A 24,347-nucleotide genomic window follows, 5' to 3' on the forward strand; every position below is an offset into this window, starting at 1 on the left:
GCTGCAGCAATGCCCGCCGAGACGACGACGTCGTTCGCCATGCCCGCCGAGCTGTCCGCCAAGGACGTCGAGCGGAAGCGGTCGCTGCGGCGGATGCGGACCGTGGCGACGTCGCTGCTCGTCGTGGCCGCCATCGTGTTCGTCCTGACCCGCGACGGGGAGGGGTGGGTGGCCTACGTCAACGCCACCTCCGAGGCCGCCATGGTGGGGGCGATCGCCGACTGGTTCGCGGTCACGGCACTGTTCCGTCACCCGCTCGGCCTCCCGATCCCGCACACGGCGATCATCCCGCGGCGCAAGGAGTCGCTGGGGGAGAGCCTGCAGGACTTCGTGGTCGACAACTTCCTGCAGCCGGACGTGGTCCGTGAGCGCCTGATGGCCGTGGGCGTGGCCGACCACGCCGCGTCCTGGCTGCTGGAGCCTGGCCATGCCGAGCGGCTCGTCCGCGCCGGCTCCCGCATCGCGGCTCACGGACTCAACCGCATCAGCGACGACGACGTCGAGGCGCTGGTGCGTGACGTCATGGTGCCCAAGCTGTCGGCCGAGCCCATGGGACCGGCCGTCGGCCAGATGATCTCCGAGATCGTCCGCGACGGCGCCCACACGGGGCTGGTCGACCTGGTGGCCGAGGAGCTGCACCGCTGGCTCGTCAGCAACGAGGCGGAGGTCGCCCAGATCGTCGAGCAGCGCGCTCCCTGGTGGACGCCGCAGTGGGTCGACGACCGGGTGGCCACGCGGCTGCACCTCGAGGCCGTGCGCTGGGTCGCCGAGATCCGTGACGACCCGAACCACCGAGCTCGCGCGGCCTTCGACCACTGGCTCGCGCAGCTGTCGCACGACCTGCAGTACGACCCGGCCACGCGGGAGCGGGCCGACCGTCTCAAGGAGCGCGTGCTGAACCAGCCGCAGGTCGTCGCCACCTCGGTGTCGCTGTGGACCTCCCTGAAGGGCGCGCTCACCGAGGCCCTGGTCGAGGACGGACTCCTGCGACGCCGTGCCGTCGAGGAGGTCGAGGCTCTTGGCCGCCGCCTCCAGACCGACGAGCGCCTGGCCGACCGGGTCGACGACCTCGCCGCAGACGTCGCGTCCTACGCCGTGGAGCGTCACGGCGACGAGCTGGCGACTGTCATCTCCGCCACCGTGGCCCGCTGGGACGGGGTCGAGACCGCGCAGCGCATCGAGCTCCACGTCGGCCGGGACCTGCAGTTCATCCGCATCAACGGCACCGTCGTGGGCGGTCTCGCGGGCCTGGTGATCCACGCGCTGTCGCACCTCGGGTAGGTGCAGGGACCCGGTTCGGAACCGGCGTGGGTCTTTGCTAAGGTGGCACGCGCTGCCGAAGCCGGTCAGGCGGGAGCAGCGAGTCACACGTCCGGGTGGCGGAATGGTAGACGCGCTAGCTTGAGGTGCTAGTGCCCTTAATGGGGCGTGGGGGTTCAAGTCCCCCCTCGGACACCGCAGAACCCCGCAGATTCTCTTGAATCTGCGGGGTTCTCTCGTTTCAGCAGCTGCGGAAGACCGAGACCGCCCAGTCGCTGTCGTCCGTGAAGGGTTCGAGGTCCCAGGTGCCGAACCGGTGCTCGAGCGTCCAGCCGATCTCCGTCGCCTGCTGGTCGAGTGCCTCGAGCGTGTAGGTCCGGTCGAGGTGGAAGCCGAAGACGACGCGACCGCTCGGCGCGAGCACGGTCGCCATCGCCGCGAGGATCGCCGGCTCCGTCCCGGGTTCGGCGAAGGTCATCACGTTGCCGGTGCACACGATCAGGTCGAAGGTGCCGACCTCCGGGGTCAGGTCGACCAGGTCCAGCACCCGAAGGTCGACGTCCGGGTGCTGCTCGTGTCCGGCTTCGATCAGCAGCGGATCGGCGTCCACGCCGATCACGCGGTGGCCTCGCAGGGACAGCGCGTGGGCGATTCGTCCCGCGCCGCAGCCCGCGTCCAGGACGGCGCTGCCGGGTCTGGCCATCGCGTCGATCAGGCGGGCTTCGCCGTCGACGTCGTGGCCGGCGGCAGCGATGTCGACGAATCGCCGCGCGTAGTCGCGTCGCTCCTCCTGGCTCCGCTCCGAGAACCACCGCGTCGAGCGCTGTTCGTCCATGCGCCTGATCCTGTCACTCGAACGTCGGACCGGCGCCCCGGCGGTCGTGCTGCCTCAGCCGGGGACACCCACGGTGCCGGTCGTGTCGCCGACGTCGCTGCGCAGGGCGAAGTCGAGCTGAGAGCCGTCGTCACTGACATGGGCGAGCCCCGGCTCGGTGAGCGTCGCGACGACGGCGTCGGCCTCGGCCGGCGTGAACCGGTTGAGGAAGAGCACGGGCTGCGGGTCGCCCTCGGCGGATGCTGAGATCTCGAGGTCCGCGGCCGGGTAGGCGATGGCAATCGCGAGGATCGCCTGCAGCTGCGTGTCGGTGACACGGTCGGGCACGTCGACGATCCTGACGCGACCCTCCTCGGCCTGCACGCTCCCGCCGTCGCTCCACGCAGGAAGGGCCCGGAGGGCGGTCATCAGGTCCGGTAGAGCCACCGCCGAGGTCGCGCGGAGCTCGAAGTTGCCCGCTGCCGTGCCGACGTGGTCGACACCGTCCATCGTGCTCATCGCCAGCGCGGCGGCCGTGTCCGCCGCTGCCGAGGTGTGGACCTCCGGCCACACCTCGACCTGGACCAGGCTCTCCGGAACCGCCTCGTCGACGCTGATGCCCTCGCCGATCGTGAGCTGCGCGGCCCACCGCGCGTCACCGTGGTGCCGGTCCATGAACGCACGGACCTCCTCGGCCGCCTCGCCGGCCTGCGCCGTCGTCGTCGTGTCGGCGAGGGACACGTGGACGTCCAGCGACCACAGGTCCGGGTCCGAACGGTCGGCGGGTGCCGGCTCGGCGACGGCGGTCTGCACCGCACGCACCTCCTCGACCCCGGGGATCGTCCGCAGCTCGTCCGAGGCGAGCTGCTCCAAGGAGATGCTGGTGTCCCTGTCGTCCTCGCCAGCGGAGGAGCAGCCGGTCAGCAGGAGCGCGACGAGCACCGCACCGGCAGCGCGACGGATCGAGTTCCCGAGCATGACGGAAAGTCTCACACGATCGAGCGCACCGATGACCCGTCCGTCAGCCGACGGCTGAGGCGGCACGCAGGGTCGCGGCGATGGCCGCCGGTGTCTCGGCAGGGTCGATGACGTCGTCGATCTCGAAGACGCGGGCGACGTTGAGCGCGTGGGCGTGCTTGCGCAGCTCCGCGGTGTGCTGCAGCACCGCGGCCTCGCGCTCGTCCTCGGGCATCGCGGCGAGCTCGTGCGCGAGTGACAGGCGCACGGCCCCCTCCAGGCCCATCGCCCCCAGGTGGGCGCCCGGCCACGCCACCGTCAGGTGGGGGCGGTGCGTGCTGCCGCCGAGCATCGCCTGGGCGCCGAGGCCGTAGCCGCGCCTGAGCACGACGCCGACGAGGGGGACCGTGAGCCGTGCTCCCGCGGTGACCATGCGGGACGCCTCGCGGACCAGGCCGGTGCGCTCGGTCTCGGGTCCGACCATGAAGCCGGGCGTGTCCACCAACGACACGACCGGCAGGCCCCAGCGCTCGCACAGGTCCAGGAAGTCGGCCGCCTTCGACGAGGCCCCCGTCGTGAGGGCTCCGGCAAGGTGCGTCGACTGGTTGGCGACGACTCCGACGGGCAAGCCGTCGATCCGGGCGAAGCACGTGACCAGCTCGGGCGCGAACGCCTCACGCAGCCACAGGACCGTGTCAGGGTCAGCCAGGGACTCGACCACAATACGGACGTCGAACGCCTCGCGGTCGTTGTCGGGCAGTGCGCTACGCAGGTGCTTGGCGTCGGCCGGCGCACTGCGGGGGCCAGGCCCCTGCAAGAGCGCCAGGACCTGCTGCACGACCTCGACGGCCTCAGCCTCGTCGGCGACCAGGACGTCCAGCACCCCGTTGGGCGCTTGGTCCGACACGGGTCCGATCTCCTCGGGCGTGAACGTGCCGAGACCCCCACCGGCGATCATCGCCGGACCCGCCATGCCGAGGTTGGCGTCGGGCGTGGCGATCCGCAGGTCCGCGCAGCCGGCGATCACGGCATTGCCCGCGAAGCAGCGTCCCGAGACCACCGCGATCCGAGGTGCCACGCCCTGGAGCTCGGCCCAGAGAGCGAACGACCCGACGTCGAGCGCCGAGACCAGGGGGATGTCGGTGTCGCCCGGGCGCCCGCCACCACCCTCGGTGAAGAACACCGTGGGCAGCCGCATGCGCCCGGCAAGCTCGATCAGCCGGTCGGACTTCCGGTGTCCCCGCATGCCCTGAGTGCCGGCCATCACGAGGTAGTCGTACGACAGCACGGCGCACGGGCGTCCGTCGACCGTGGCGGTGCCGCCGATGATGCCGTCGGCCGGCGTGTCGACGACGAGATCGGCGAGGTCGCGCCGCGACTCCTGCGCCGCCGTGACGAATCGTCCGTACTCGACCAGGGACCCGGGGTCCACCAGGTCGGCGATGTTCTCGCGCGCGGTGCGCCGCCCCTTCGCGTGCCACCGGGCGACCTTCTCGGGTCGAGCCGCGTCGGTCGTCAGGAACCGCCGCGCGAGCACCTCGAGCAGCCCGTCGGCGGGGACCTCGTCGTCGTCCTGGGCAGCGTCCTGCGCATCGTGGTGCTCGGTCACGGTCGCCTCGTCACTCGTAGACGTACGGCACGACCCGGACCTCGACCTCAGCCTGGATCGTGGCGCCCTCGCAGTCGGGGACGGGCGTGTCTCGGCCCTCGTAGATCACGTCGAAGTCGTACTCGCCCTCGCGGTCGATGCGCTTGCCCACGAGGTAGTTCTCCAGCTTCGCCTGGACGCCGGCTCGACTGGCTCCGGTGCACTCCGGGCCACCGCCCTCGACGCGGAGGAACGTGATCTCGGCCGACGAGATCTCGACCTCCTCGGGCTCGCGGTTCTCGACCGTGTAGAGGACGGTGACCTCCTCGCCCTCGGGCACCTCGACGCCGGGCGCGCGCTGGACCTGCATCTCCTTGCCCTCCGCGGTGTCGCTCTCGGAGCCGCCGAAGAGGCCGGGTGCGACGAGCTGCTGCACCGCGACGGCGACGAGCGCGACGGCGATCACCACCCAGCTGATGGGCTTCTTGAGCCAGTCGCCCAGCGTGTTCACGTTCTTCTCGGTCATGTGGATCCCCCATCCAGTGGCCTGTGTCGGGGTTCAGTCTGTCCTACGCCGAGCGACAGGTCATCCGAGGACCGCCAGCATGACCGCGGTGGCCGCGAAGGCCAGCACCAGCACGACCGCCGCCACCGACGGGCCGAGCGTGCCGGGAGGGCGAGGGTCCCCGCTCGTGAGGCGACGGTAGGCGCGGCGATACCGGTGCGTCCCGTACATCACGGCGGCCAGACCGCAGATCATCAGGGGGAGGGCGGCGACCAGGCTCCCGACGGAGACCTCACCGTCGTCCGCGAACCGCATCACGGCGAGGCCCACCACCAGCACGGCCGCGCCGGTGCGCAGCCACGCCAGATGGGTCCGCTCGTTCGCCAGGTGGTCCCGCCAGGTGTCGTCCTGCACGGTGCCACTCTGCCAGTCAGGGGTGCGCGTGTCCGGCCGGCGTCCGGTCAGCGCGCAGACGCCCGGACCACTGCAACGACGTCCCGCCGGTCGGTCGTTCCTCGACCACGAACGTTCCGTCGTGACGCCGGGCACGCATCTCCAGGTTCGACAGGCCGCTGCGCCTGGCCATGGGCCCGGGGCCACGGCCGTCGTCGAGCACGAGGACCGTGAGGCTGTGGTCGACTACCGCGATCTCGACATCGATCGAGTGCGCTCCTGAGTGGCGCACCGCATTCGTCAGCGCCTCGCTGACGACCGCCTCGACGTCGTGCGACAGGTCGTCGTCGGTCACGAGGTCGACAGGCCCGTCGAACACGACCGTGGGCCGCCGCGGGAGCGTGCCGCCGATGCGCTCGACGATCTCGATGACGCGCGATCGCGGGGTCGAGCCGGCGGTGAGGCTGTCGCGGTTGAGCGCGTAGATGCTCTGGCGGATCTGGGTGATCGCACCGTCGATCTCGTGCACCAGGTCGGACAGGCGGCGTCTGGGCTCCCCGTCGACCTGCGTGGCGGTGGCCTGGAGGCTGAGCCCGGTGGCGAACAGTCGCTGGATGACGTGGTCGTGGAGGTCGCGAGCGATCCGGTTGCGGTCCTCCAGCATCGCGACCCGCTGCCGCGTGCGCCGGACCTCGGCGCGGTCGAGCACGACACCGACGTGGCTCGTGAACGAGCGCACGACCTCGACGTCGCGCTCGGCGAGCTCCGGGCCCGTCCCGCGGTTGGCCACGCACAAGGCGGTGCGACGCCCGGGGGTCGTCGCGAACGGCACCAGCAGGAGGTGGCACTGCGTCGCGAAGTCACCCTCGGCGGTGTCCAGCACGAGCGACACGCCGTTCAGCACAGCGGCGTCGCCCCCGGTGCACTGGGAGAAGGTCATGTCGACCGGACGAGCCCGGCTCACGGCCAGGGCGGCGCTGTTGAACCCGACGACGTGCTCGACGATCACCTCGTCGACCTCCTCGTCGATCGAGCAGATCAGGGCGACATCGGTCTGGGCCGCGTCGCGCATCCGCTCCAGCAGGCGGGGGATCTGCTCGACCTCCTCGTCGACCATGACGCCACGGGCTGCCTCGGCCAGGGCGCGTGACCATCGCTCGCGCCGGATCGACTCGTCGAACTGTCGCGCGTTCTCGATCGCGATGCCCGCGGTGGCCGCCAGGGCCTCGGCCAGCTCGACGTCCTCGGCCGTGAAGGTGCCGCTGCGACTGTTGGCGAGGTAGAGATTGCCGTAGATCTCGTCCCGCACCCGGATCTGGGCCCCCAGGAAGCTCGTCATCGACGGGTGCCCCGGTGGGAAGCCGATCGACCGGGGATCGTCGCCAAGCGCGCTCAGGCTCAAGGGACGCGGGGCGTCGATGATGGCCCCCAGCAGCCCCTTGCCCTCGGGCTGGCGTCCGATCGCGAGCTCGACCTCCGGGTCGATGCCGGAGTGGATGAACTTCTCGATCTCCCGGTCCGGACCGAGCACGCCCATCCCGGCGAACTCGGCATTCATGAGCTCTGCGGCCATCGCGACGATGCGGTGCAGGACGGAGTCGAGGTCGAGGTCGCTCGTGATCGCCTGGTTGACGCGGATCAGGTTGTGGAGACGGGACTGCACGACCCTCACCTCCTTCGTGCGGGAGGCCGGCGGCCCCTGGCCACATGCTAGGTGGCCGCAGGCTCACCGAACGGTCAAACGGGGAGCAGGCGCGAGATGAACTGCTCGAGCTGCGTGATCGTGCGGCACTCATGCATCTCGACGACCTCGGCGTACTCCGGGGCGACCGAGTCGCCCAGACCCCAGGAGCCCGGGTGCTCAGGGTTGAGCCAGAAGCTGCGCCGCGACCGCTGGACGATCTCGTGCAGGTCCTCGAGTCGCAGAGCCTGGTTGTTGTTGCGGGCGTCGCCGAGGATCAGGACCGAGGTCCGGGGGCCCACGACGTCGAGGCGCTCCAGGGCGAAGTCACGGAACGACTCGCCGTAGTCGCTGCTCGTGTGCCACTTGGTGATGCGGGCCTCCTCTGCGATCCGGCGACGGACGTCGACGCCCTCACGCACGATGTCGGTCACCTCGTCGACCGTGTTGACGAACGCGAACACGCGCACCTTGCTGAACTGCTCGTGCAGGGCCTGCACCAGCAGCATCGCGAAGTCGGAGAAGCCGGCGACGGAGCCGGACATGTCGCACAGGAGGACCAGCTCGGGCCGGGTGCGGTGCGGGGGAGCGTGCACGGGGCGCATCGGCACGCCACCGGTGCCCATGGCCCGGCGCATCGTGCGCCGGATGTCGATGCGACCGCGCCGCGAGCGACGACGGCGTGCAGACAGGCGGGTCGCGAGCTTGCGGGCCAGCGGCTGCACGGCCTGCCGGAGGTCGGCGAGCTGCTGGGCGTTCGCCGACAGGAAGTCGACCTCGGACGTGCTGCGTCGCACGGCATGCTTCGTGACGAGGTCGCGGCCGCGGACCTCCGCGGTGCGTCGCCGGGCCTCGCTCTCGACCATCGTGCGGAACAGGTCGATCATCCGTCGTACCTCGTCGCGGGTGAGGGAGTCGGCCACGTCCCCGCCGCCGAGGCCGGGGGAGGACCCCCCGGATCCGGACCCACCCCCCGGTCCGTCGCCCTGCCCCTGGCCCCGACCCTGCTGCTGCGCCCGCATGGCCTCGGCCGCCGCCGTGAGCGTGCGCGGGTTGAGACGGTCGAGGGTCTGGTACGCCGACCATCCCGCCTCGCTGCTCCCGGCGGTGGGCACGCTGCCGAGGGTCTCGACCGCGAGCTCCGCGAGCTGCTGCATCATCCGCTGGTCACCCTCGGCGATCGCCATGAGCAGGAGGTCACGGAGGTCCTCGGCCGACTCCGCGTCGATCTCAGAGGCGGCCACCCCGACCCCGATCCCGGCCGGGAAGTACAGGTTGTAGGTCATGTCGAAGACCTCACGCTGCCCGCCGCGGCGCACCAGCGCGCTCGCGAGCCCCTCGCGCAGACGGAGACGGTCGTCGAGCCCGAGGGCGGCCATCACGGCGGCGGCGTCGACGGTCTCGCTGGTGCCGGCGCGCAGGCCCTTGCTCCGCAGGGCCTCGACGAAGTCGACCAGGCGCTCGGCCAGGTCGGCCGGCGGCTCCTCGTCGCGTCGGGGGTCGGACGCCATGTCAGTTCGCGGACGGGGTCAGGATCGACGGGAGATCGAGCTTGGCGCGCGCCTTCGCGATGTCGTCCTGGTGCTTCAGGATCACGCCGAGGCTCTCGCCCACGACCTGCGGGTCGAGGGTCTTCGCGCCCAGCGCCACGAGGGTGCGGGCCCAGTCGATCGTCTCGGCGACCGAGGGCGCCTTGCGAAGTCCGAGGTTGCGCAGGGCCGCGACGACCCGGATCAACGAGTCGGCCAGGGCGCCGTCGAGCTCCGGGACCTTGAGGCGGACGATCTTCCGCTCGAGCTCAGCCTCGGGGAAGTCGACGTGCAGGAACAGGCATCGGCGCCGCAGGGCCTCGGACAGCTCACGCGTGGCGTTCGAGGTCAGGACGACGAACGGTCGGTTGGTCGCGGTGATGGTGCCGAGCTCCGGGACCGTGATCTGGAAGTCGCCAAGAACCTCGAGGAGCAGACCCTCGATCTCGACGTCGGCCTTGTCGGTCTCGTCGATCAGCAGCACGGTGGGACCGTCGTTGCGGATGGCCTTGAGCAGCGGCCGCGCGAGGAGGAACTCCTCGCTGAAGATGTCGGAGCGTGCCTCGTCCCACGACTCCTCCCGGCCCGCGGTGATGCGGAGCAGCTGCTTGGCGTGGTTCCACTCGTACAGGGCGCGTGCCTCGTCGACCCCCTCGTAGCACTGCAGCCGCACCAGCTCCGCGCCCGTCGCGGCGGCCACCGCGCGGGAGAGCTCGGTCTTGCCCACGCCAGCAGGACCCTCCACGAGCAGCGGCTTGCCGAGCCGGTCGGCGAGGAACACCGTCGTCGCGACGGAGTCGGACGCGAGGTACCCCACGTCCGCGAGCCGGGCGATGACGTCGTCGACGCTCGCGAACGAGGGCGTGACCGGGGTGTCGTGACCTGACGGTGGGGTGCTCATGACGTCCTTTCCATCGGCGGACCGGGGCGCCGCCGCCTACCATCGTGCCGTGGAGGGTATCGAGATCGTGCGCGAGGTGCCGTTGACGCCCGACGAGGCGTGGGCGCGGATCACTGACTGGCCACGTCACGCCCAGGCTGTCCCGCTCACGACGATCCAGCGGACGTCGAACGGCTTCGTCGCGCGCACGGGGGTCGGCCGGCTCGGGTTCGACGACCCGATGCGCGTCGTCGAGAACGACCCGCCCCGTTACTGCCGGCTGGTCAAGGACGGCCGCGTCGTGACGGGATACGCCGAGATCCTCGTCGAGCCGACCGCGACGGGCAGTCGCGTCACCTGGCGGGAGTCGCTGCACGTGCGGGGCGTTCCGCGGGCCTTCGCCGGTCTCGAGCGCTGGTCGTCGCGCCTGCTGTTCGGCCGAGTCCTGGACGACGTCCTGGCCTGAGTGCCGGGCCACCGCCGTCTGCGTACGATCGGGACATGTCCGCTCCGCAGCCGGGTACGGCCCAGTCCGAGGTCCTCGAGATCTGCCGCGACCTGATCCGTATCGACACCTCGAACTTCGGTGACGACACGGGGCCGGGCGAGCGAGCCGCAGCCGAGCACGTGGCCGCGCTGCTGGCCGAGGTGGGCATCGAGTCCGAGATCATCGAGGCCGCGCCGGGTCGGGCCTCCGTCGTGGCCCGCTGGGGCAACCAGGACTCACCTCGCCCCGGGCTGCTCATCCACGGGCACCTCGACGTCGTGCCGGCGCAGGCCGCCGACTGGCAGGTCGATCCGTTCGCCGCCGAGGTCGTGGACGGCTACCTGTTCGGCCGCGGCGCGGTCGACATGAAGGACTTCGACGCCATCGTGCTGGCCGTGGTGCGCGAGCGCCAGCGTGCCGGACGCATCCCCGATCGCCCGATCACCCTGATCTTCACCTCCGACGAGGAGGCCGGCGGCGTGCGCGGCGCGCAGTGGCTGGCCCGCCACCGGCCGGACGTCCTGGAGGGCTGCACGGAAGCGATCGGCGAGGTCGGGGGCTTCTCCACCGAGGTCGGCGGCCAGCGGCTCTACCTGATCGAGACCGGCGAGAAGGGCATCTCCTGGATGCGGCTGACCGCCAAGGGCACGGCAGGGCACGGTTCGATGAAGGCGCCCGACAACGCGATCGTGCACCTGTCACGCGCCCTCGTGGCGCTGGGCGAGCACGCGTGGCCGGCCGAGCCGGGACCCTCGATGCAGGCGCTGTTCGACAAGGTCCGGGAGCTGACTGGCGAGACCAGTACCGATCCCGACGACCTGCTCGCCCACTTCGGTTCGGCCGTGCGCATGCTCGGTGCGGGCGTCCGCAACTCCACGAACCCGACGATGCTCCAGGCCGGCTACAAGCACAACGTCATCCCCGGCGAGGCCGTCGCCTTCGTCGACGGGCGCTACCTGCCGGGACACGCGGAGACGTTCCTGCCGGCCGTGCAGGAGGTCGTGGGGGCGAAGGTCCTCGTCGAGCCGCACATCAGTGACATCGCGCTCGAGTACCCGTTCGCGGGTGACCTGGTCGACGCCATGACCGTGGCGATCCACAAGAACGATCCGGGCGCGCACGTCGCGCCGTTCGTGATGTCGGGTGGCACCGACGCGAAGGCGTGGGACACGCACGGCATCACGTCCTACGGGTTCGCCCCGCTGCGACTGCCGGCCGACCTCGACTTCACCGCCCTGTTCCACGGGGTCGACGAGCGCGTGCCGGTCGATGCGCTGGAGTTCGGCTGCCAGGTGCTCGACGACTTCCTCGACATCGCCTAGGTCGGTCGAGAGGCGCAGCTCAGACCAGCGTCGCGCGCATCCGGATGATCTTGCGGCGCAGGCGCACCGTGCGGGTGCCGGAGGGATCGCGGCGCAGCCGGGCGAGCTCCCACCCCTGGTACTCGGCGGCCTCGGTGAGCATGCGGCACACCGCGTTCCGTGACTTGGTGCGCGAGATGGTGAGGTCCCAGAACTCGTACTCGACCATGGTGTCTCCTTCGCTACCGGGCGCTCGACACGTCGTCGAGGGCCAGGATGATCTCGGGTGGGAGGGCGACCTGCTCGGCGCCCAGCAGCTCGGTCAGCTGCGCGACGGTGCGGGCTCCGACGACGGCCGCCGTGACGGCGGGACGGTTGCGGACCCACGCGAGAGCGACCTGTGCCGGCGTGTGGCCCAGGCCGTCGGCCGCGCGGGTGACCGCTTCCACGACCGCGGACGGTCCGGGGCCGAGGTACTCCGCGAGCCAGCGGCTCCAGCCGTCGTCGGCGCCGCGTGAGTCGGCCGGGGTGCCACTGCGGTACTTGCCCGTGAGGACACCGCGGCCCAGCGGCGACCAGGCCAGGAGTCCGAGGCCCAGGTGCTGCACAGCGTCGATCAGTCCCGCCTCAGGCGTGCGCTGCAGGAGCGAGTACTCCACCTGGGTGCTGACGAGCCTCAGGCTCGCGGGGCGACCAGCGAGGCGCTCGTGGGCGAGCGCCGTCTGCCACGGGGCGAAGTTGGAGAGGCCGACGTACCGGACGCGTCCGGACTCGACGGCGTGCTCGAGCGCGGCCAGGGTCTCGTCGAGCGGCACGGAGTCGTCCCACCGGTGCACCTGCCACAGGTCGAGGTGGTCGGTGCCGAGCTCGCGGAGCGTGCGGTCGAGCTGCGTGAGCACGGCGCCACGGGATGCGTCGGCGATGGCGCCGCCCTCGCCCGGTCCGAGTCCGCACTTGCCGGCGATCTGCACCCGGTCGCGGACCCCACGGTCGGCGAGCACCGCGCCGAGCACCTGCTCGCCCGTGCCGTCGCCGTGCACCGGAGCGGTGTCGACGAGCGTGCCGCCGGCGTCCAGGAACGCATCGAGCAGCTCACCGGCGGTGTACCGGTCGACCTGCGAGCCCCAGGTCATGGTGCCGAGCGCGAGGCGGGAGACCCGGAAGCCGGAGTGACCGACCCGACGCTGCTGCATGCGTTCAGGCTAGTCAGGACCCGGTCACGGGGCCGGTAGGCTCACCGGCGTGGATGACGTCCTGCGCTCTGTCGCCCTCGGCCTGATTCAAGGGCTGACCGAGTTCCTCCCGATCTCCAGCAGCGCCCACCTGGCGATCTTCCCGAAGTTCTTCGGGTGGTCCGACCCTGGCGCCGCCTACACGGCCGTGGTCCAGATCGGCACCGAGCTGGCGGTCGTCCTGTACTTCTGGCGCGACATCTGGACGATCGGGTCCGGTTGGGTCCGCGGCGTGTTCTCGCGTGCGGCGCGCCAGGAGCCCGAGTGGAACATGGGCTGGTTCGTCATCATCGGTTCGCTGCCGATCGTGGTGATCGGGCTCGCGCTCGAGGACTTGATCGACAGCGAGTTCCGCAACCTGTGGGTCATCGGCACGATGTTGATCCTGCTCGGCATCGTGCTCGGCGTGGCCGAACGGGTCGGTCGCAACGCCAAGCCGATCGACGACCTCACCTGGGGTCACGCGGTGCTGCTCGGTCTCGCGCAGGCCGCCGCGGTCGTGCCGGGCGTGTCGCGCTCGGGCGCCACGATCAGCATGGGCCTGTTCCTCGGCTACGAGCGCGCCGCGGCCACGCGCTACGCGTTCCTGCTCGCCATCCCCGCCGTCGTCGGCGCCGGCGTCTACAAGCTCAAGGACATCCCGGGCGGCGACAACGCCTACGGGGTCGGGCCGACGATCTTGGGCACGATCGTCGCCTTCGTCGTGGGCATCGTGGTGATCCACTGGTTGCTGCGCTACGTCAGCACGCGCTCGTACGCACCGTTCGTCGCGTATCGGATCGTGCTGGGCTCGGTCGTGCTGATCCTGCTGGGCACGGGTGCCATCACCGCAGACATCGCGATCAACGGCTAGCTCGGGTTCCGCGGACGACTTACGTCCTGCGGTGCGGCGTCGGTGGGGGAGCGTCGTACGTGTGGCCGGTGGGGGTGGTCCACCGCACCGTGCCGCCCGGTTCGCGGGCCACGTGCCACCCGGGTAGTTCCTTGACGAGGTTCGAGAGACGACACAAACCCTGACCGTTGTCCTGGGTGGTGGGTCCGCCGTTGCGGTGGGGTCGGATGTGGTCGATGTCGCGGATCCGGCACCCGCACGACGGTTGTCGGCAGCGGTGGTGGTCGCGGGTGCGGATCCAGGAGGCCAGGGTGCCGGTGAAGCAGCGGCGGGTGCGGTCGAGCCCGGCCAGTGAGCCCGTGGGATCGGTGAAGAGTCGGCGGAACCAGGTCTGGTGGGCTCCGTCGACGAGCTCGGCGGCCAGCTGCGGCGAGATGGGGCCGTGACCGGCGAGCTCGGCGGCGACCGGTTGCCCTTGGAGGGCCTCGATCGGCATCAGCACTGACAGCTCGATCTCGGGACCGGCGACGGTCTCGATGCCGGTGGTGCGCTCGAACAGCGTGTTGACCATGATCTGCCCGCGGTCGCGCTCGTCGCCGCGGGCTCGCAGCCGGTCGGCGTGCACCTGCAGCGCCTGCCGGATGCCGACGAGCTGCTCGGCCGGGCCGTGCACGATCAGCGTGCCGACGCCGTCGGGCTCGTCCCAGTACGACACGTACTGCTCGGCCCGCGCGACCTTCTCGCGCGTGGCCGCAGCCTCGACATCGTGCTCCACCACGGCGGTGCGGGCCAGCTCGCCAGCCCGCGGGGCACTGACACCGTCGAGGCGGCCCTCGAGCGCACCGTCGACCGCCGCCACGGTGTCGACGTCCAGGTCGCGCACGACCCGCACGACCGCCCGCACGATGCCCTCCGACACACGGCCCTGCCCGAACGCCTCACGCAGGACCGGCATGGATCGCAGCAGCACGGCCGTCGCGAGCATCGAGCGGCCCGCCGTGGGCGACATGCCACGCGCCAGCGCGGACTCCGCGGCGACTGTGAGCGACGGGTCGCCCTCGAGCGAAGGGCCCGTGGACCAACGCAGGGCGTGAAGAGCATCCACCTGCTCCACGATCCGGGCCTGCGCCACGCGCACCACCCGCTCCAACGCCGCAATCGCGTCGATGTGCTTGCCGCCCATGATGTCGATCGGTTCATGCACGCCGAAGTCAGCACCCGCAACCGCGGCGAGCACCTCCTCAGGTGCCAGATCCTCGAACATGAGACCAGTCAAACGACCCCCACCGACACCCACCGGGAGCCGCGCACTGGCCTGGGGAAAACTGTGGAAAACCTCGCGATCAGGGCCGTATGAGCTCGGCGTGGCCAACCCAGACGCGACCTCAGTTCGCGTCCAGCTGGTCGAGGAGGTCCTCGACCGCGAGGTAAGCGTCGAGTCGCCATGCCGGCTCGTTCGAGTCGAGGTACGCACGCACGGCCTCGACCGACGTGAAGTCCCCGCGGAGAAAGTGATCGGGCAGGGCGTCCTCGTCGAGACCGCGCGGTTCGCGAGCCTCCATGCCGTCGAGGAGCTTGTCCAACGTCTCGAAGAAGTCCTCAGCTGCGTCGCCCAGCAGCTCCCGGTCATGCTCACTGAGTGACTCGATCGACCGGACGAAGTCGTCGGTCATCGCGCTGGCGGGTTGAGGGAGCGCAACGGTGTGCGCAACCCCCGCAGCGTCTTTCCACATGCCTCGAGCCTAGGGGAGCGGTCACCACCGCCGGACCGGCAGAGAGCTCCTTGCGGTCAGCGCGGGTGCCCAGACATGACGACGTACAGCACGATTGGGGGTGAGGACGGTCAGCAGCGTGATCACGCCACCCGCCACGATCCAGGGCCAGGGGGAGGGCTTGCTCGGCATCGGTTGCTGCGGTCGTCCGGGCGCCGGATAGCGAACGTGGGAGAACGGCTCGTTCGCGGGTGGCGAGGCATGGGCAGCGCCCGGTGCTTCGTCGTCTGCTGTCACAGCCAGCCGGACTTCTTGAAGCGGCGGTAGGTGTAGAAGCACAGGCCGCCCATGAGTGCGAGACATGCCGGATAGCCGGCCGCCCACGACAGCTCGGGCATGTGCTCGAAGTTCATGCCGTACACACCGGCGATCGCGGTGGGGATCGCGAAGATCGTGGCGCCCGCGGCGAGCTTGCGCATGTCGGCGTTCTGCTGGACGCTCAGCTGCGCCAGGTGGGCGGTCAGGGCGTTGTCGAGCAGGTGGTCGATCGTGTCGATGGCCTCCGCGGCCCGGCCCAGGTGGTCGGCGATGTCGCGGAAGTACGGCCGGGCCTCCGGCGGCTCCGCGGTCTCGGAGAACCGCACGACCGGTTCCTTGAGCGGCACGACGGCGCGCCGGAACTCCAGCGCCTCCCGCTTGAGCCGGTAGATGCGCGTGGAGTCGCTCGTGAGCTCGGCCGAGAACACCGAGGTCTCGACCTCCTCCACGTCCGTCTCCAGCTCCCGGGCGACCTGCTCGTAGCGGTCCACGATCGTGTCGACGACGGCGTACAGCGCGGCGGTCGGCCCGTGCGCGAGCGCATCGTTTCGCTTCTCGGCCCGGCGGCGCCCCTCGACGAGCGAGGGACCTCCGTGCCGGACGGTCAGCAGGTAGTTGCCACCGAGGAAGAGGTTGACCTCGTGCGTCTCGATGTCGTCGTCGCTGTAGGAGACCACGCGCATCGACATGATGAGGTGGTCGCGGTACCGCTCGATCTTCGGACGCTGGTTCATCTCCAGTGCGTCCTCGACGGCGAGTGGGTGGAGGCCGAGCACCTCACCGATCCGGTGCATCTCGTCGACGGTCGGGTTGTTGCAACCGATCCAGAGGAAGTCGTCCTCGCCCAGGCCGGACAATGCGGCGGTGAGCTCCTCGGTGGACGGCCCGGTGTCCTCCCGGGCGCCGTCGCGGTAGACCGCGCAGTCGATGATCACGAGGCCATGGTGCCAGCGAGCGCACCGGCACAGCCGTCGCACCGCCGCTGGTGGCCGGCCGATAGTCTCGGTGCATGCGCAGCTGGTCGAGTCCCCTCGTGCCGTCACTGGCCGCCGAGGGACTCGGCACCGGTCCCGCCCCCGTCGTGCACGACACCGCGTCCGGAGCGCCGACACCGCTGGGCGGCGAGGCCGATGCTCGTCTCTACGTCTGCGGCATCACGCCGTACGACGCCACGCACCTCGGCCACGCCGCGACGTACCTGACCTTCGACCTGCTCCAGCGCGCCTGGCTCGACCAGGGGCGAGGGGTCTCCTACACGCAGAACGTCACCGACGTCGACGACCCGTTGCTCGAGCGGGCCACCGCCACGGGCATCGACTGGGTCGAGCTCGCCGAGCGGGAGACCCAGCTCTTCCGCGAGGACATGACGGCCCTGCGCGTCCTGGCCCCGCAGAACTACATCGGCGCGGTCGAATCGATCGACCTGGTCGTCGACCTCGTGGGGCGTCTCGAGAAGGCCGGGGCGGTCTACGCGGTCGACGGCGACCTGTACTTCGAGGTCCATGCCGACCCCCGGTTCGGCTCGGTGTCCGGCTGGGACGCAGGCACCATGGCCCGAGTCTTCGGGGAGCGCGGGGGCGATCCCGATCGCCCCGGCAAGCGGGACCCGCTCGACTGCCTGCTCTGGCAGGCCGAGCGTCCCGGCGAGCCGGCCTGGGACTCCCGTCTCGGCCGCGGGCGGCCCGGATGGCACATCGAGTGCGCCGCGATCGCGCTGGCGCACCTCGGCACCGACTTCGACGTGCAGGGTGGGGGATCGGACCTCGTCTTCCCGCACCACGAGATGTCGGCCTCCGAGGCCAGCGTTGCCACGGGGGAGCGGTTCGCACGGTCCTACGTCCACGCCGGCATGGTGGGCTTCGAGGGCGAGAAGATGAGCAAGTCGAAGGGCAACCTGGTGCTCGTCTCCGCCCTCCGGGCCGATGGTCTCGACCCGATGGCCATCCGGCTCGCGTTGCTGGCCCACCACTACCGCAGCGACTGGGAGTGGTTCGACACCGAGATCATCACGGCGAAGGCCCGACTCGCCGCGTGGCGCGCGGGCGTGGACCGGACCTCGACGGCTCCGGCCGCGCCGGTCGTCGCCGCGTTGCGCTCGGCGCTCGCCGACGATCTCGACGCACCGGCGGCCCTCGCGGCCGTCGACGCCTGGGCGGAGGAGTCGGGCGACGACCCCGCGGCCGCGGGTCAGGTGCGTCTGGCGGTCGACGCGCTGCTCGGCGTCGCCCTGTAGCTACCGGTCGCCGTTGCTGCCGCGACGACGGAGGTAACGCTCGAACTCGCGCGCGATCGCGTCGCCGGAGGCCTCGGGAAGCTCGCTCGTGTCACGCTCGGACTCGAGCGCCTTGACGTAGTCGGCGATGTCCTCGTCGTCCTCCATGACCTCCTCGGCCCCGCGCTGCCACGCCTCGCTGAGCTCGTCGAGCAGGCCCTGCGGCAGGGGGATCGAGAGGGCGTCCTCCACCGCGCCGAGCAGTGCGAGCGTGGCCTTGGGGCACGGGGGCTCGGCCAGGTAGTGGGGCACCGCGGCCCACAGCGACACCGCCGACATCCCCAGGTTCGTGGCCTCCTCGACGAGCGCGGTCGTGATGCCGACCGGGCCGCTGTAGTGCGACACCTCGACGCCAGGCGCCACCCGTGCCGACAGGCCGTTGCTCGACCCACTGACGGGCACCGGGCGCGTGTGCGGTGTGTCGGCCAGGAGCGCGCCGAGGGTGATGACGTCGGTGACCCCGGCCAACGACGCGATGCCCAGGACCGTGCTGCAGAATCCACGCCACCGCAGGTTCGGCTCCTGGGCACGGAGCAGGATGACGTCGCGCTCGGCGCCGGCAGGACGCGCCACGAACAAGGTCGGCGTGGGCCACTGGAGGGTGGGCCGGCCCTCGTCGTCACGACGCAGCTGCGGCCGATTCACCTGGAAGTCGTAGTAATCCTCGGGGTCGAGCTCGCCGAGCACCTCCGCGTCCCACTCCTCGATCAGGTGGTCCACGGTGCCCGACGCGGCGTCGGCGGCGTCGCTCCAGCCTTCGAAGGCCGCGAGCATCCAGGGATCGCGCAAGGGCGGAATGTCGTCGAACGTCACGTGGACAGCCTAGGGCGCGTCACTCGTTGTCGGAGCGGTAGCCGAGGTTGGGCGAGAGCCAGCGCTCGGCCTCGTCGACGCTCCAGCCCTTGCGCTGGGCGTACTCGGTGACCTGGTCGCGACCGATGCGCCCCACCACGGTGTACTGCGACTTCGGGTGCGAGAAGTACCAACCGCTGACCGAGGCCCCGGGCCACATCGCCATCGAGTCGGTGAGCTCGATGCCGGTCTGCGCCTTGACGTCGAGCAGGTCCCACAGCACCTGCTTCTCGGTGTGGTCCGGGCACGCCGGGTACCCCGGAGCGGGACGGATGCCGACATACTTCTCGGCGATGAGCGACTCGTTGTCGAGCGACTCCTGGGGCTGGTAGCCCCAGAACTCGGTGCGGACCCGCTCGTGCAGCCGCTCCGCGAACGCCTCGGCGAGGCGGTCGGCCAGCGACTCCAGCAGGATCGCGTTGTAGTCGTCGAGGTCGGCCTTGAACTCGGCGACCTTCTCGGAGCTGCCGAGGCCCGTGGTGACGGCGAACCCGCCGACGTAGTCCTGCAGGCCCGTCTCCTTGGGCGCCACGAAGTCGGCCAGGCACTTGTGCGCCACGCCCGCCCGGTGCTCGGTCTGCTGCCGCAGGTGGTGCAGCGTCGTGCGCACCTCGTCGCGATGGTGGTCGGCGTACACCTCGATGTCGTCGCTGCCGACCTGGTTGGCCGGGAACAGGCCGATCACGCCGTTGGCGTGCAGCCACTCGCCCGCGATCAGCTGGTCGAGCATCGCCTGAGCGTCGTCGTACAGCTTGCGCGCGGTCTCGCCCGTCGACGGGTTGTTGAGGATGTCGGGGAAGCGGCCCTTCATCTCCCAGGCGTTGAAGAACGGCTGCCAGTCGATGTACGGCCGCAGCTCGGCGAGGGGGTAGTCGGTGAACGTGCGCACGAACGCCCCGTCGGCGTCGAGCTCGGGCGGCACCGGCGGCTCGTAGCCGCTCCAGTCCAAGTCGATCCCGTTGGCCCGCGCCGCCTCGATCGACAGCAGGGGCTTGGCGTCGGACCGCGCCGCGTGGCGCTCGCGCAGGGAGTCGTAGTCGGTCTGCAGGTCCGACAGCAGCGTGGGCCGCTGGTCGTCCGAGAGCAGCGCCGCCACCACGGGGACCGAGCGCGAGGCGTCCTTCACCCACACGACCGGACCGTGGTACTTCTGGTCGACCTTGACCGCGGTGTGGGCCCGTGACGTGGTGGCCCCACCCACGAGCAGCGGGATGTCGAAGCCCTGGCGCTCCATCTCGGCGGCGAAGTTGACCATCTCGTCGAGGGACGGCGTGATCAGCCCCGAGAGGCCGATGATGTCTGCGTCGTGCTCCTTGGCCGCGTCGAGGATCTTCTGCGCGGGCACCATGACGCCGAGGTCGACGACGTCGTAGTTGTTGCACTGCAGCACGACGCCGACAATGTTCTTGCCGATGTCGTGGACGTCGCCCTTGACCGTGGCCATGATGACCTTGCCGTTGCTGCGACCGGCGTCCTCGGGGCTCTTCTCGTCCTCGATGAACGGGATCAGGTGCGCGACGGCCTTCTTCATGACGCGCGCCGACTTCACGACCTGCGGCAGGAACATCTTGCCGGCGCCGAAGAGGTCGCCGACGACGTTCATGCCGTCCATCAGGGGACCCTCGATGACCTCGAGCGGCTTGCCTCCACGGGCGGCGATCTCGAGCCGGAGCTCCTCGGTGTCGGTCACCGCGAACTCGTCGATGCCCTTGACCAGGGCGTGCGTGATGCGCTCGCCGACCGGCAGCGAGCGCCACTCGGCCACGGCGGCCTCGACCTTCTCGCCGGAGTCGACGTACTCGCCGGCGATCTCGAGCAGGCGGTCGGCAGCGTCCGCGCGGCGGTTGAGGATGACGTCCTCGATGCGCTCGCGCAGCAACTCGTCGACCGAGTCGTAGCCCACCAGGGCGCCGGCGTTGACGATTCCCATGTCCATGCCGGCGCGGGTGGCGTGGTACAGGAACACCGCGTGGATTGCCTCGCGCACCGCGTTGTTGCCGCGGAACGAGAACGACACGTTCGAGACGCCTCCGGAGATCTTGACGCCCGGCAGGTTCTCCTTGATCCAGCGCGTGCCCTCGATGAAGTCGATGCCGTAGGTGGCGTGCTCCTCGATGCCCGTCGCGACCGCGAAGATGTTCGGGTCGAAGATGATGTCCTCGGACGGGAAGCCGACCTCGTCGGTCAGGATCCGGTAGGCGCGGCCGCAGATCTCCTTGCGACGCTCGACGTTGTCGGCCTGGCCCTCCTCGTCGAAGGCCATCACGACGACCGCGGCGCCGTACTTGCGGCACAGGCGCGCCTGCGTGACGAACTCCTCCTCGCCGGCCTTCAGCGAGATCGAGTTCACGATGCACTTGCCCTGGACGTTCTTGAGGCCCTCCTCGATGACCTCCCACTTCGAGGAGTCGACCATGATCGGGACCTTGCAGATGTCGGGCTCGCTGCTGACCAGGCGCGTGAAGCGACGCATCGCCTCGACGCCGTCGATCATGCCCTCGTCCATGTTGATGTCGATGACCTGCGCACCGTTCTCGACCTGCTGGCGCGCGACGGACAGGGCCGTGGAGTAGTCGCCGTCGCGGATGAGGTTGCGGAAGCGGGCCGAGCCGGTGATGTTGGTGCGCTCGCCGACGTTGACGAACAGCGAGTCCTCGGTGATGTTGAGGGGCTCCAGGCCCGACAGGCGCATCGCGACGGGGACGTCCGTGGGCTCACGGGTCGCCACGCCCTCGAGGGCGCCGGCGATCGCGGCGATGTGGGCCGGCGTGGTGCCGCAGCAGCCACCGGCGGCGTTGATGATGCCCGCCTCGGCGAACTCGCGCAGGATCGCGGCCGTCGTGGACGGCTCCTCGTCGTACTCGCCGAAGGAGTTCGGCAGGCCGGCGTTGGGGTAGGCGTGCACGAAGCAGTCGGCGATGCGCGACAGCTCGGCGATGTACGGCCGCAGCTCCTGGCCGCCGAGGGCGCAGTTCAAGCCGACCATGATCGGCTTGACGTGCCGGATCGAGTTCCAGAACGCCTCGGTGACCTGACCCGTGAGGGTACGGCCCGACGCGTCGGTGATGGTGCCGGAGATCGCGACGGGCCAGCGGCGGCCAACCTTCTCGAAGAAGGTCTCGAGCGCGAAGATCGCGGCCTTGGCGTTGAGGGTGTCGAAGATCGTCTCGACCATGAACAGATCGGCTCCGCCGTCGACGAGGCCCTGGATCTGACCCGTGTAGGCGTCGACCATCTCGTCGAACGTGATGTTGCGGGCCGCGGGATCGTTGACGTCGGGCGAGATCGAGCCCGTGCGGTTGAGCGGGCCGATCGCCCCGGCGACGAACCGCGGCTTGTCGGGCGTGCGCTCGGTGTACTCGTCACACGCCGCCCGGGCGAGCCGGGCCGACTCGAAGTTGAGCTCGTAGGCGAGCTCCTCCATGCCGTAGTCGGCCAGGGAGATCCACTGACAGTTGAACGTGTTGGTCTCGAGGATGTCGGCGCCGGACTCCAGGTACTCACGGTGGATGCCACCGATGATCTGCGGCTGCGTGATGGTCAGCAGGTCGTTGTTGCCCTGGATGTCGGACGGCCAGTCGGCGAAGCGCTCGCCGCGGTACCCCGCCTCGTCGGGCCGGTCGCGCTGGATCGCGGTGCCCATCGCGCCGTCGATGATCACGACCCGGTCGCGGAGCAGGGCGGAGAGGGCCTCGGTGGCGTCGGGACGCCAGTGGGCCTGGTCCTCGGCGGTGGGCACGGCGGGGCGGGGGGAGCTGGTGGTGGTCACGCGATTCCTCGGATCCAAGGGTGTGGTCTGGGGAACCTCCAGCCGGCAGCGGGCTCGCGTGGGCGTCGAAGGTCGTACGCGGCCATTGTGCCACGCAGCGCGTGGATTCGAGGCGTGTCGCCACGGCCGGAGCGGTGACCTCGGGAACATTCGCGCGCGCCGCACCCTCTGAGTCATGACAGCGCCACCCCGGCACGACGACCCGTCCCAACGCGGACCCACATCGGGAGGAACCACGATGGCCACCGAGCAGACCCGACACGAAGCGGCAGACCCCCAGACCTCACCCGCCCGGCTCCAGGAGCTCACGGGCGACCCGGAGCTGTGGGCGCTGATCGCCGCCAACCCCAGCGCCTACGACTCGCTCGTGGCGTGGCTCGGCGAGAACGGCGGCGCCGACGTCCACGCCGCGATCGCCGGCCGCACCTCGGCCGGGACCCCTCCGTCCGCCACGCCCGTGCACCAGGCACCCGTGCACCAGGCCCCCGTGGCCGCGCGGTCCGGTGGCTCCACCAAGGGCCTCTGGATCACGCTCGGCGTGCTCGTCTTCCTCCTGCTCAGCGGCGGCATCAGTGCCGGCGTGTGGGCCCTGACCAGGGACGGCGACACCACGACCACCTCCGACGACGAGAAGTCCGACACCGGCGACGAGTCCGACGACCGCAAGACCGACACCGACGAGGACACCCAGGAGGACGAGCCGGCCGACCTCGACTGCGACGACCTGTCCGACCTGGAGGACGCCGCCGACGACCTGACCTACTACTACCCGGGCCTGGACGACGAGGAGATGCTCGAGGACGCGACCGCCGTGATCGAGCAGTTCGAGAACTACGACGACGAGGACGTCGTCGAGGTCGTCGAGGTCCTGCTCACCTACGCCGAGACCATCGCCGAGGACGAGGATGCGGTCGTCGGCCCCGAGTGGGACGACGCACTCGACGCCAAGTTCGACCTCATGGACTACGTCTTCGAGGAGTGCTGACCCACGGCGTCACGGCGTGCGTCCCGCGACATCGCGGGACGCACGCCGTGACCCTGCACTAGGCTCGACCCGATCTTGCCGCGGCGGACCGCCGCGGGTGACCAGCACTCTCGAGGGGAACCACCGATGGCCACCGACGAAACGCGCGCCGAGGCGAGCAACCCGGGCACCAGCCCCACCCGGCTCCAGGAGCTCACGAGCGACAGCGAGCTCTGGCCCCTGATCGCCGCCAACCCGAACGCGTACGACGCCCTGCTGACCTGGCTCGGCGAGAACGGCGGTCCGGAGGTCCAGTCGGCCATCGCCAGCCGCGGCGGCGCGGCGGAGCCCACGTCGGTCCTTCCCTCGGCACCGCCGAGCCAGGCCGGCCCGCCCCTGACGCCCCCGCCCGGCGGCAACGCCTTCCCGCCTCCCGGCGGTGCCACCCCTCCGCCGGCGGGCTTCCCGGCGCCGGGTGGACCGCAGGGCGGTTCCGGTGGCTCGAAGAAGGGCCTGTGGATCACCTTGGGCATCCTGGTGTTCCTGCTCGTGGGCAGCGGCATCGCGGTCGGCGTGTGGGCCCTCACGAAGGGCGACGACTCGGACAACGACAACGACGCGTCGGACACCGAGCCCACCGACGAGCCGACCGAGGACTCCGACCGGGACGACTCCGACCGCGACGAGGACTCCTCGGACTTCTGCGACGTGATCGACGAGGTCGACGACGCCGCCTTCGACATCTACCTCTACCTGCCGAGCCTGGACGAGCCGGAGGACCTCGAGGAGTCCCAGGCGGTCCTCGAGGACAACGTCGACGACGCCCCGAGCGACGTGGCCGACGCCATGGAGGTGCTGATCGACTACGCCGACCTCGTCGCCGACATCGAGAACCTCTCCGACATCCCGACCGATGCCGCGGACGACGCGTCGGACGCGTACGACGTCGTGTTCGAGTACTACCTCGACTGCTGACGCTCGCGCGACGATCGACGGCCCGC

22 protein-coding genes and 1 tRNA gene are annotated in these 24,347 nt (G+C 70.6%); 8 read left to right on the forward strand and 15 right to left on the reverse strand.

The features are described 5' to 3' along the window. Window positions 1-9: 9 nt before the first annotated feature. Both V6S66_RS07685 and V6S66_RS07690 read left to right on the forward strand, forming a co-directional pair. A complete protein-coding gene (locus V6S66_RS07685) occupies window positions 10-1,281 on the forward strand; it encodes a DUF445 domain-containing protein (RefSeq protein ID WP_334206159.1) in 1,272 nt (423 codons plus the stop codon). An 89-nt stretch (window positions 1,282-1,370) separates the two neighbouring features. Continuing rightward, window positions 1,371-1,455, forward strand: a tRNA-Leu gene (locus V6S66_RS07690). Between the two features lie 46 nt (window positions 1,456-1,501). Here V6S66_RS07690 and V6S66_RS07695 read toward each other — a convergent pair. The 8 genes from V6S66_RS07695 to V6S66_RS07730 form a co-directional block, all read right to left on the reverse strand. Continuing rightward, window positions 1,502-2,095, reverse strand: coding sequence for a class I SAM-dependent methyltransferase (locus tag V6S66_RS07695; protein WP_334206160.1), 594 nt, complete (start codon window positions 2,093-2,095; stop codon window positions 1,502-1,504). 54 nt (window positions 2,096-2,149) lie between these two features. After that, complete coding sequence (locus V6S66_RS07700) at window positions 2,150-3,052, reverse strand: hypothetical protein (RefSeq protein WP_334206161.1); 903 nt, start codon at window positions 3,050-3,052, stop codon at window positions 2,150-2,152. Between the two features lie 43 nt (window positions 3,053-3,095). Continuing rightward, a complete protein-coding gene (locus V6S66_RS07705) occupies window positions 3,096-4,640 on the reverse strand; it encodes an acyl-CoA carboxylase subunit beta (RefSeq protein ID WP_334206162.1) in 1,545 nt (514 codons plus the stop codon). Between the two features lie 10 nt (window positions 4,641-4,650). Continuing rightward, window positions 4,651-5,145 (reverse strand): hypothetical protein, encoded by a 495-nt coding sequence (locus V6S66_RS07710; RefSeq protein WP_334206163.1) that lies wholly within the window; start codon window positions 5,143-5,145, stop codon window positions 4,651-4,653. Between the two features lie 60 nt (window positions 5,146-5,205). Next, window positions 5,206-5,538 (reverse strand): YidH family protein, encoded by a 333-nt coding sequence (locus V6S66_RS07715; RefSeq protein WP_334206164.1) that lies wholly within the window; start codon window positions 5,536-5,538, stop codon window positions 5,206-5,208. 16 nt (window positions 5,539-5,554) lie between these two features. Further along, complete coding sequence (locus V6S66_RS07720; RefSeq protein ID WP_334206165.1) at window positions 5,555-7,180, reverse strand: GAF domain-containing sensor histidine kinase; 1,626 nt, start codon at window positions 7,178-7,180, stop codon at window positions 5,555-5,557. A gap of 74 nt (window positions 7,181-7,254) precedes the next feature. Continuing rightward, window positions 7,255-8,709: a VWA domain-containing protein gene (locus V6S66_RS07725; RefSeq protein WP_334206166.1), complete on the reverse strand. Its 1,455-nt coding sequence runs from the start codon at window positions 8,707-8,709 to the stop codon at window positions 7,255-7,257. A 1-nt stretch (window position 8,710) separates the two neighbouring features. Beyond that, on the reverse strand, window positions 8,711-9,628 hold the full coding sequence (locus V6S66_RS07730) for an AAA family ATPase (RefSeq protein ID WP_334206167.1): 918 nt from the start codon (window positions 9,626-9,628) through the stop codon (window positions 8,711-8,713). A 49-nt stretch (window positions 9,629-9,677) separates the two neighbouring features. Here V6S66_RS07730 and V6S66_RS07735 point away from each other — a divergent pair, with 49 nt between their 5' ends. Both V6S66_RS07735 and V6S66_RS07740 read left to right on the forward strand, forming a co-directional pair. Then, window positions 9,678-10,073, forward strand: a complete 396-nt coding sequence (locus tag V6S66_RS07735; RefSeq protein WP_334206168.1) for an SRPBCC family protein — start codon at window positions 9,678-9,680, stop codon at window positions 10,071-10,073. A 35-nt stretch (window positions 10,074-10,108) separates the two neighbouring features. After that, window positions 10,109-11,416, forward strand: a complete 1,308-nt coding sequence (locus V6S66_RS07740) for a M20/M25/M40 family metallo-hydrolase (protein WP_334206169.1) — start codon at window positions 10,109-10,111, stop codon at window positions 11,414-11,416. A gap of 19 nt (window positions 11,417-11,435) precedes the next feature. Here the strand turns inward: V6S66_RS07740 and V6S66_RS07745 are convergent, their stop codons facing one another. Together V6S66_RS07745 and V6S66_RS07750 are read right to left on the reverse strand one after the other, a co-directional pair. Then, window positions 11,436-11,624, reverse strand: a complete 189-nt coding sequence (locus V6S66_RS07745; protein ID WP_334206170.1) for a DUF5703 family protein — start codon at window positions 11,622-11,624, stop codon at window positions 11,436-11,438. Between the two features lie 13 nt (window positions 11,625-11,637). Next, window positions 11,638-12,588 carry an aldo/keto reductase gene (locus V6S66_RS07750; RefSeq protein WP_334206171.1) on the reverse strand — a complete coding sequence of 317 codons (951 nt, stop codon included), beginning with the start codon at window positions 12,586-12,588 and terminating at the stop codon, window positions 11,638-11,640. 49 nt (window positions 12,589-12,637) lie between these two features. On the opposite strand from V6S66_RS07750, the gene V6S66_RS07755 reads away from it, so the two are divergent. Then, window positions 12,638-13,480 (forward strand): undecaprenyl-diphosphate phosphatase, encoded by an 843-nt coding sequence (locus V6S66_RS07755; RefSeq protein ID WP_334206172.1) that lies wholly within the window; start codon window positions 12,638-12,640, stop codon window positions 13,478-13,480. Window positions 13,481-13,499: 19 nt separating this feature from the next. Here V6S66_RS07755 and V6S66_RS07760 read toward each other — a convergent pair whose 3' ends face one another. The 3 genes from V6S66_RS07760 to corA form a co-directional block, all read right to left on the reverse strand. After that, the gene (locus tag V6S66_RS07760; RefSeq protein ID WP_334206173.1) at window positions 13,500-14,723 is read right to left on the reverse strand and encodes an HNH endonuclease; all 1,224 of its coding nucleotides are present in this window, start codon (window positions 14,721-14,723) and stop codon (window positions 13,500-13,502) included. A gap of 121 nt (window positions 14,724-14,844) precedes the next feature. Beyond that, window positions 14,845-15,132: a hypothetical protein gene (locus V6S66_RS07765; RefSeq protein ID WP_334206174.1), complete on the reverse strand. Its 288-nt coding sequence runs from the start codon at window positions 15,130-15,132 to the stop codon at window positions 14,845-14,847. 332 nt (window positions 15,133-15,464) lie between these two features. Further along, window positions 15,465-16,424, reverse strand: a complete 960-nt coding sequence (gene corA, locus V6S66_RS07770; RefSeq protein WP_334206175.1) for a magnesium/cobalt transporter CorA — start codon at window positions 16,422-16,424, stop codon at window positions 15,465-15,467. A 74-nt stretch (window positions 16,425-16,498) separates the two neighbouring features. On the opposite strand from corA, the gene mshC reads away from it, so the two are divergent. Then, window positions 16,499-17,722: a cysteine--1-D-myo-inosityl 2-amino-2-deoxy-alpha-D-glucopyranoside ligase gene (gene mshC / locus V6S66_RS07775; protein ID WP_334206176.1), complete on the forward strand. Its 1,224-nt coding sequence runs from the start codon at window positions 16,499-16,501 to the stop codon at window positions 17,720-17,722. On the opposite strand, the gene V6S66_RS07780 is transcribed toward mshC, so the two are convergent. Both V6S66_RS07780 and metH read right to left on the reverse strand, forming a co-directional pair. After that, on the reverse strand, window positions 17,723-18,574 hold the full coding sequence (locus V6S66_RS07780) for a PAC2 family protein (protein ID WP_334206177.1): 852 nt from the start codon (window positions 18,572-18,574) through the stop codon (window positions 17,723-17,725). A 19-nt stretch (window positions 18,575-18,593) separates the two neighbouring features. After that, entirely contained in the window at window positions 18,594-22,382 is a 3,789-nt protein-coding gene (gene metH / locus V6S66_RS07785; protein ID WP_334206178.1) for a methionine synthase, read from the reverse strand. 238 nt (window positions 22,383-22,620) lie between these two features. Between metH and V6S66_RS07790 the strand changes: the two genes are divergently transcribed. Next, window positions 22,621-23,367, forward strand: coding sequence for a variant leucine-rich repeat-containing protein (locus V6S66_RS07790; protein WP_334206179.1), 747 nt, complete (start codon window positions 22,621-22,623; stop codon window positions 23,365-23,367). A 126-nt stretch (window positions 23,368-23,493) separates the two neighbouring features. After that, window positions 23,494-24,321 carry a variant leucine-rich repeat-containing protein gene (locus tag V6S66_RS07795; protein WP_334206180.1) on the forward strand — a complete coding sequence of 276 codons (828 nt, stop codon included), beginning with the start codon at window positions 23,494-23,496 and terminating at the stop codon, window positions 24,319-24,321. The last annotated feature ends 26 nt before the right edge of the window (window positions 24,322-24,347 follow it).

The sequence above is a fragment of the Aeromicrobium sp. Sec7.5 genome, from assembly GCF_036867135.1.
GTDB lineage: Bacteria > Actinomycetota > Actinomycetes > Propionibacteriales > Nocardioidaceae > Aeromicrobium.

Coding starts and splice junctions, on each gene's coding strand:
- V6S66_RS07745 (WP_334206170.1), bottom strand. CDS start 11,624: ATGGTCGAGTACGAGTTCTGGGACCTCACCATCTCGCGCACCAAGTCA.
- V6S66_RS07685 (WP_334206159.1), top strand. CDS start 10: ATGCCCGCCGAGACGACGACGTCGTTCGCCATGCCCGCCGAGCTGTCC.
- V6S66_RS07725 (WP_334206166.1), bottom strand. CDS start 8,709: ATGGCGTCCGACCCCCGACGCGACGAGGAGCCGCCGGCCGACCTGGCC.
- V6S66_RS07765 (WP_334206174.1), bottom strand. CDS start 15,132: ATGACCGACGACTTCGTCCGGTCGATCGAGTCACTCAGTGAGCATGAC.
- V6S66_RS07790 (WP_334206179.1), top strand. CDS start 22,621: ATGGCCACCGAGCAGACCCGACACGAAGCGGCAGACCCCCAGACCTCA.
- V6S66_RS07740 (WP_334206169.1), top strand. CDS start 10,109: ATGTCCGCTCCGCAGCCGGGTACGGCCCAGTCCGAGGTCCTCGAGATC.
- V6S66_RS07700 (WP_334206161.1), bottom strand. CDS start 3,052: ATGCTCGGGAACTCGATCCGTCGCGCTGCCGGTGCGGTGCTCGTCGCG.
- V6S66_RS07795 (WP_334206180.1), top strand. CDS start 23,494: ATGGCCACCGACGAAACGCGCGCCGAGGCGAGCAACCCGGGCACCAGC.
- V6S66_RS07730 (WP_334206167.1), bottom strand. CDS start 9,628: ATGAGCACCCCACCGTCAGGTCACGACACCCCGGTCACGCCCTCGTTC.
- V6S66_RS07760 (WP_334206173.1), bottom strand. CDS start 14,723: ATGTTCGAGGATCTGGCACCTGAGGAGGTGCTCGCCGCGGTTGCGGGT.
- V6S66_RS07695 (WP_334206160.1), bottom strand. CDS start 2,095: ATGGACGAACAGCGCTCGACGCGGTGGTTCTCGGAGCGGAGCCAGGAG.
- V6S66_RS07750 (WP_334206171.1), bottom strand. CDS start 12,588: ATGCAGCAGCGTCGGGTCGGTCACTCCGGCTTCCGGGTCTCCCGCCTC.
- mshC (WP_334206176.1), top strand. CDS start 16,499: ATGCGCAGCTGGTCGAGTCCCCTCGTGCCGTCACTGGCCGCCGAGGGA.
- V6S66_RS07710 (WP_334206163.1), bottom strand. CDS start 5,145: ATGACCGAGAAGAACGTGAACACGCTGGGCGACTGGCTCAAGAAGCCC.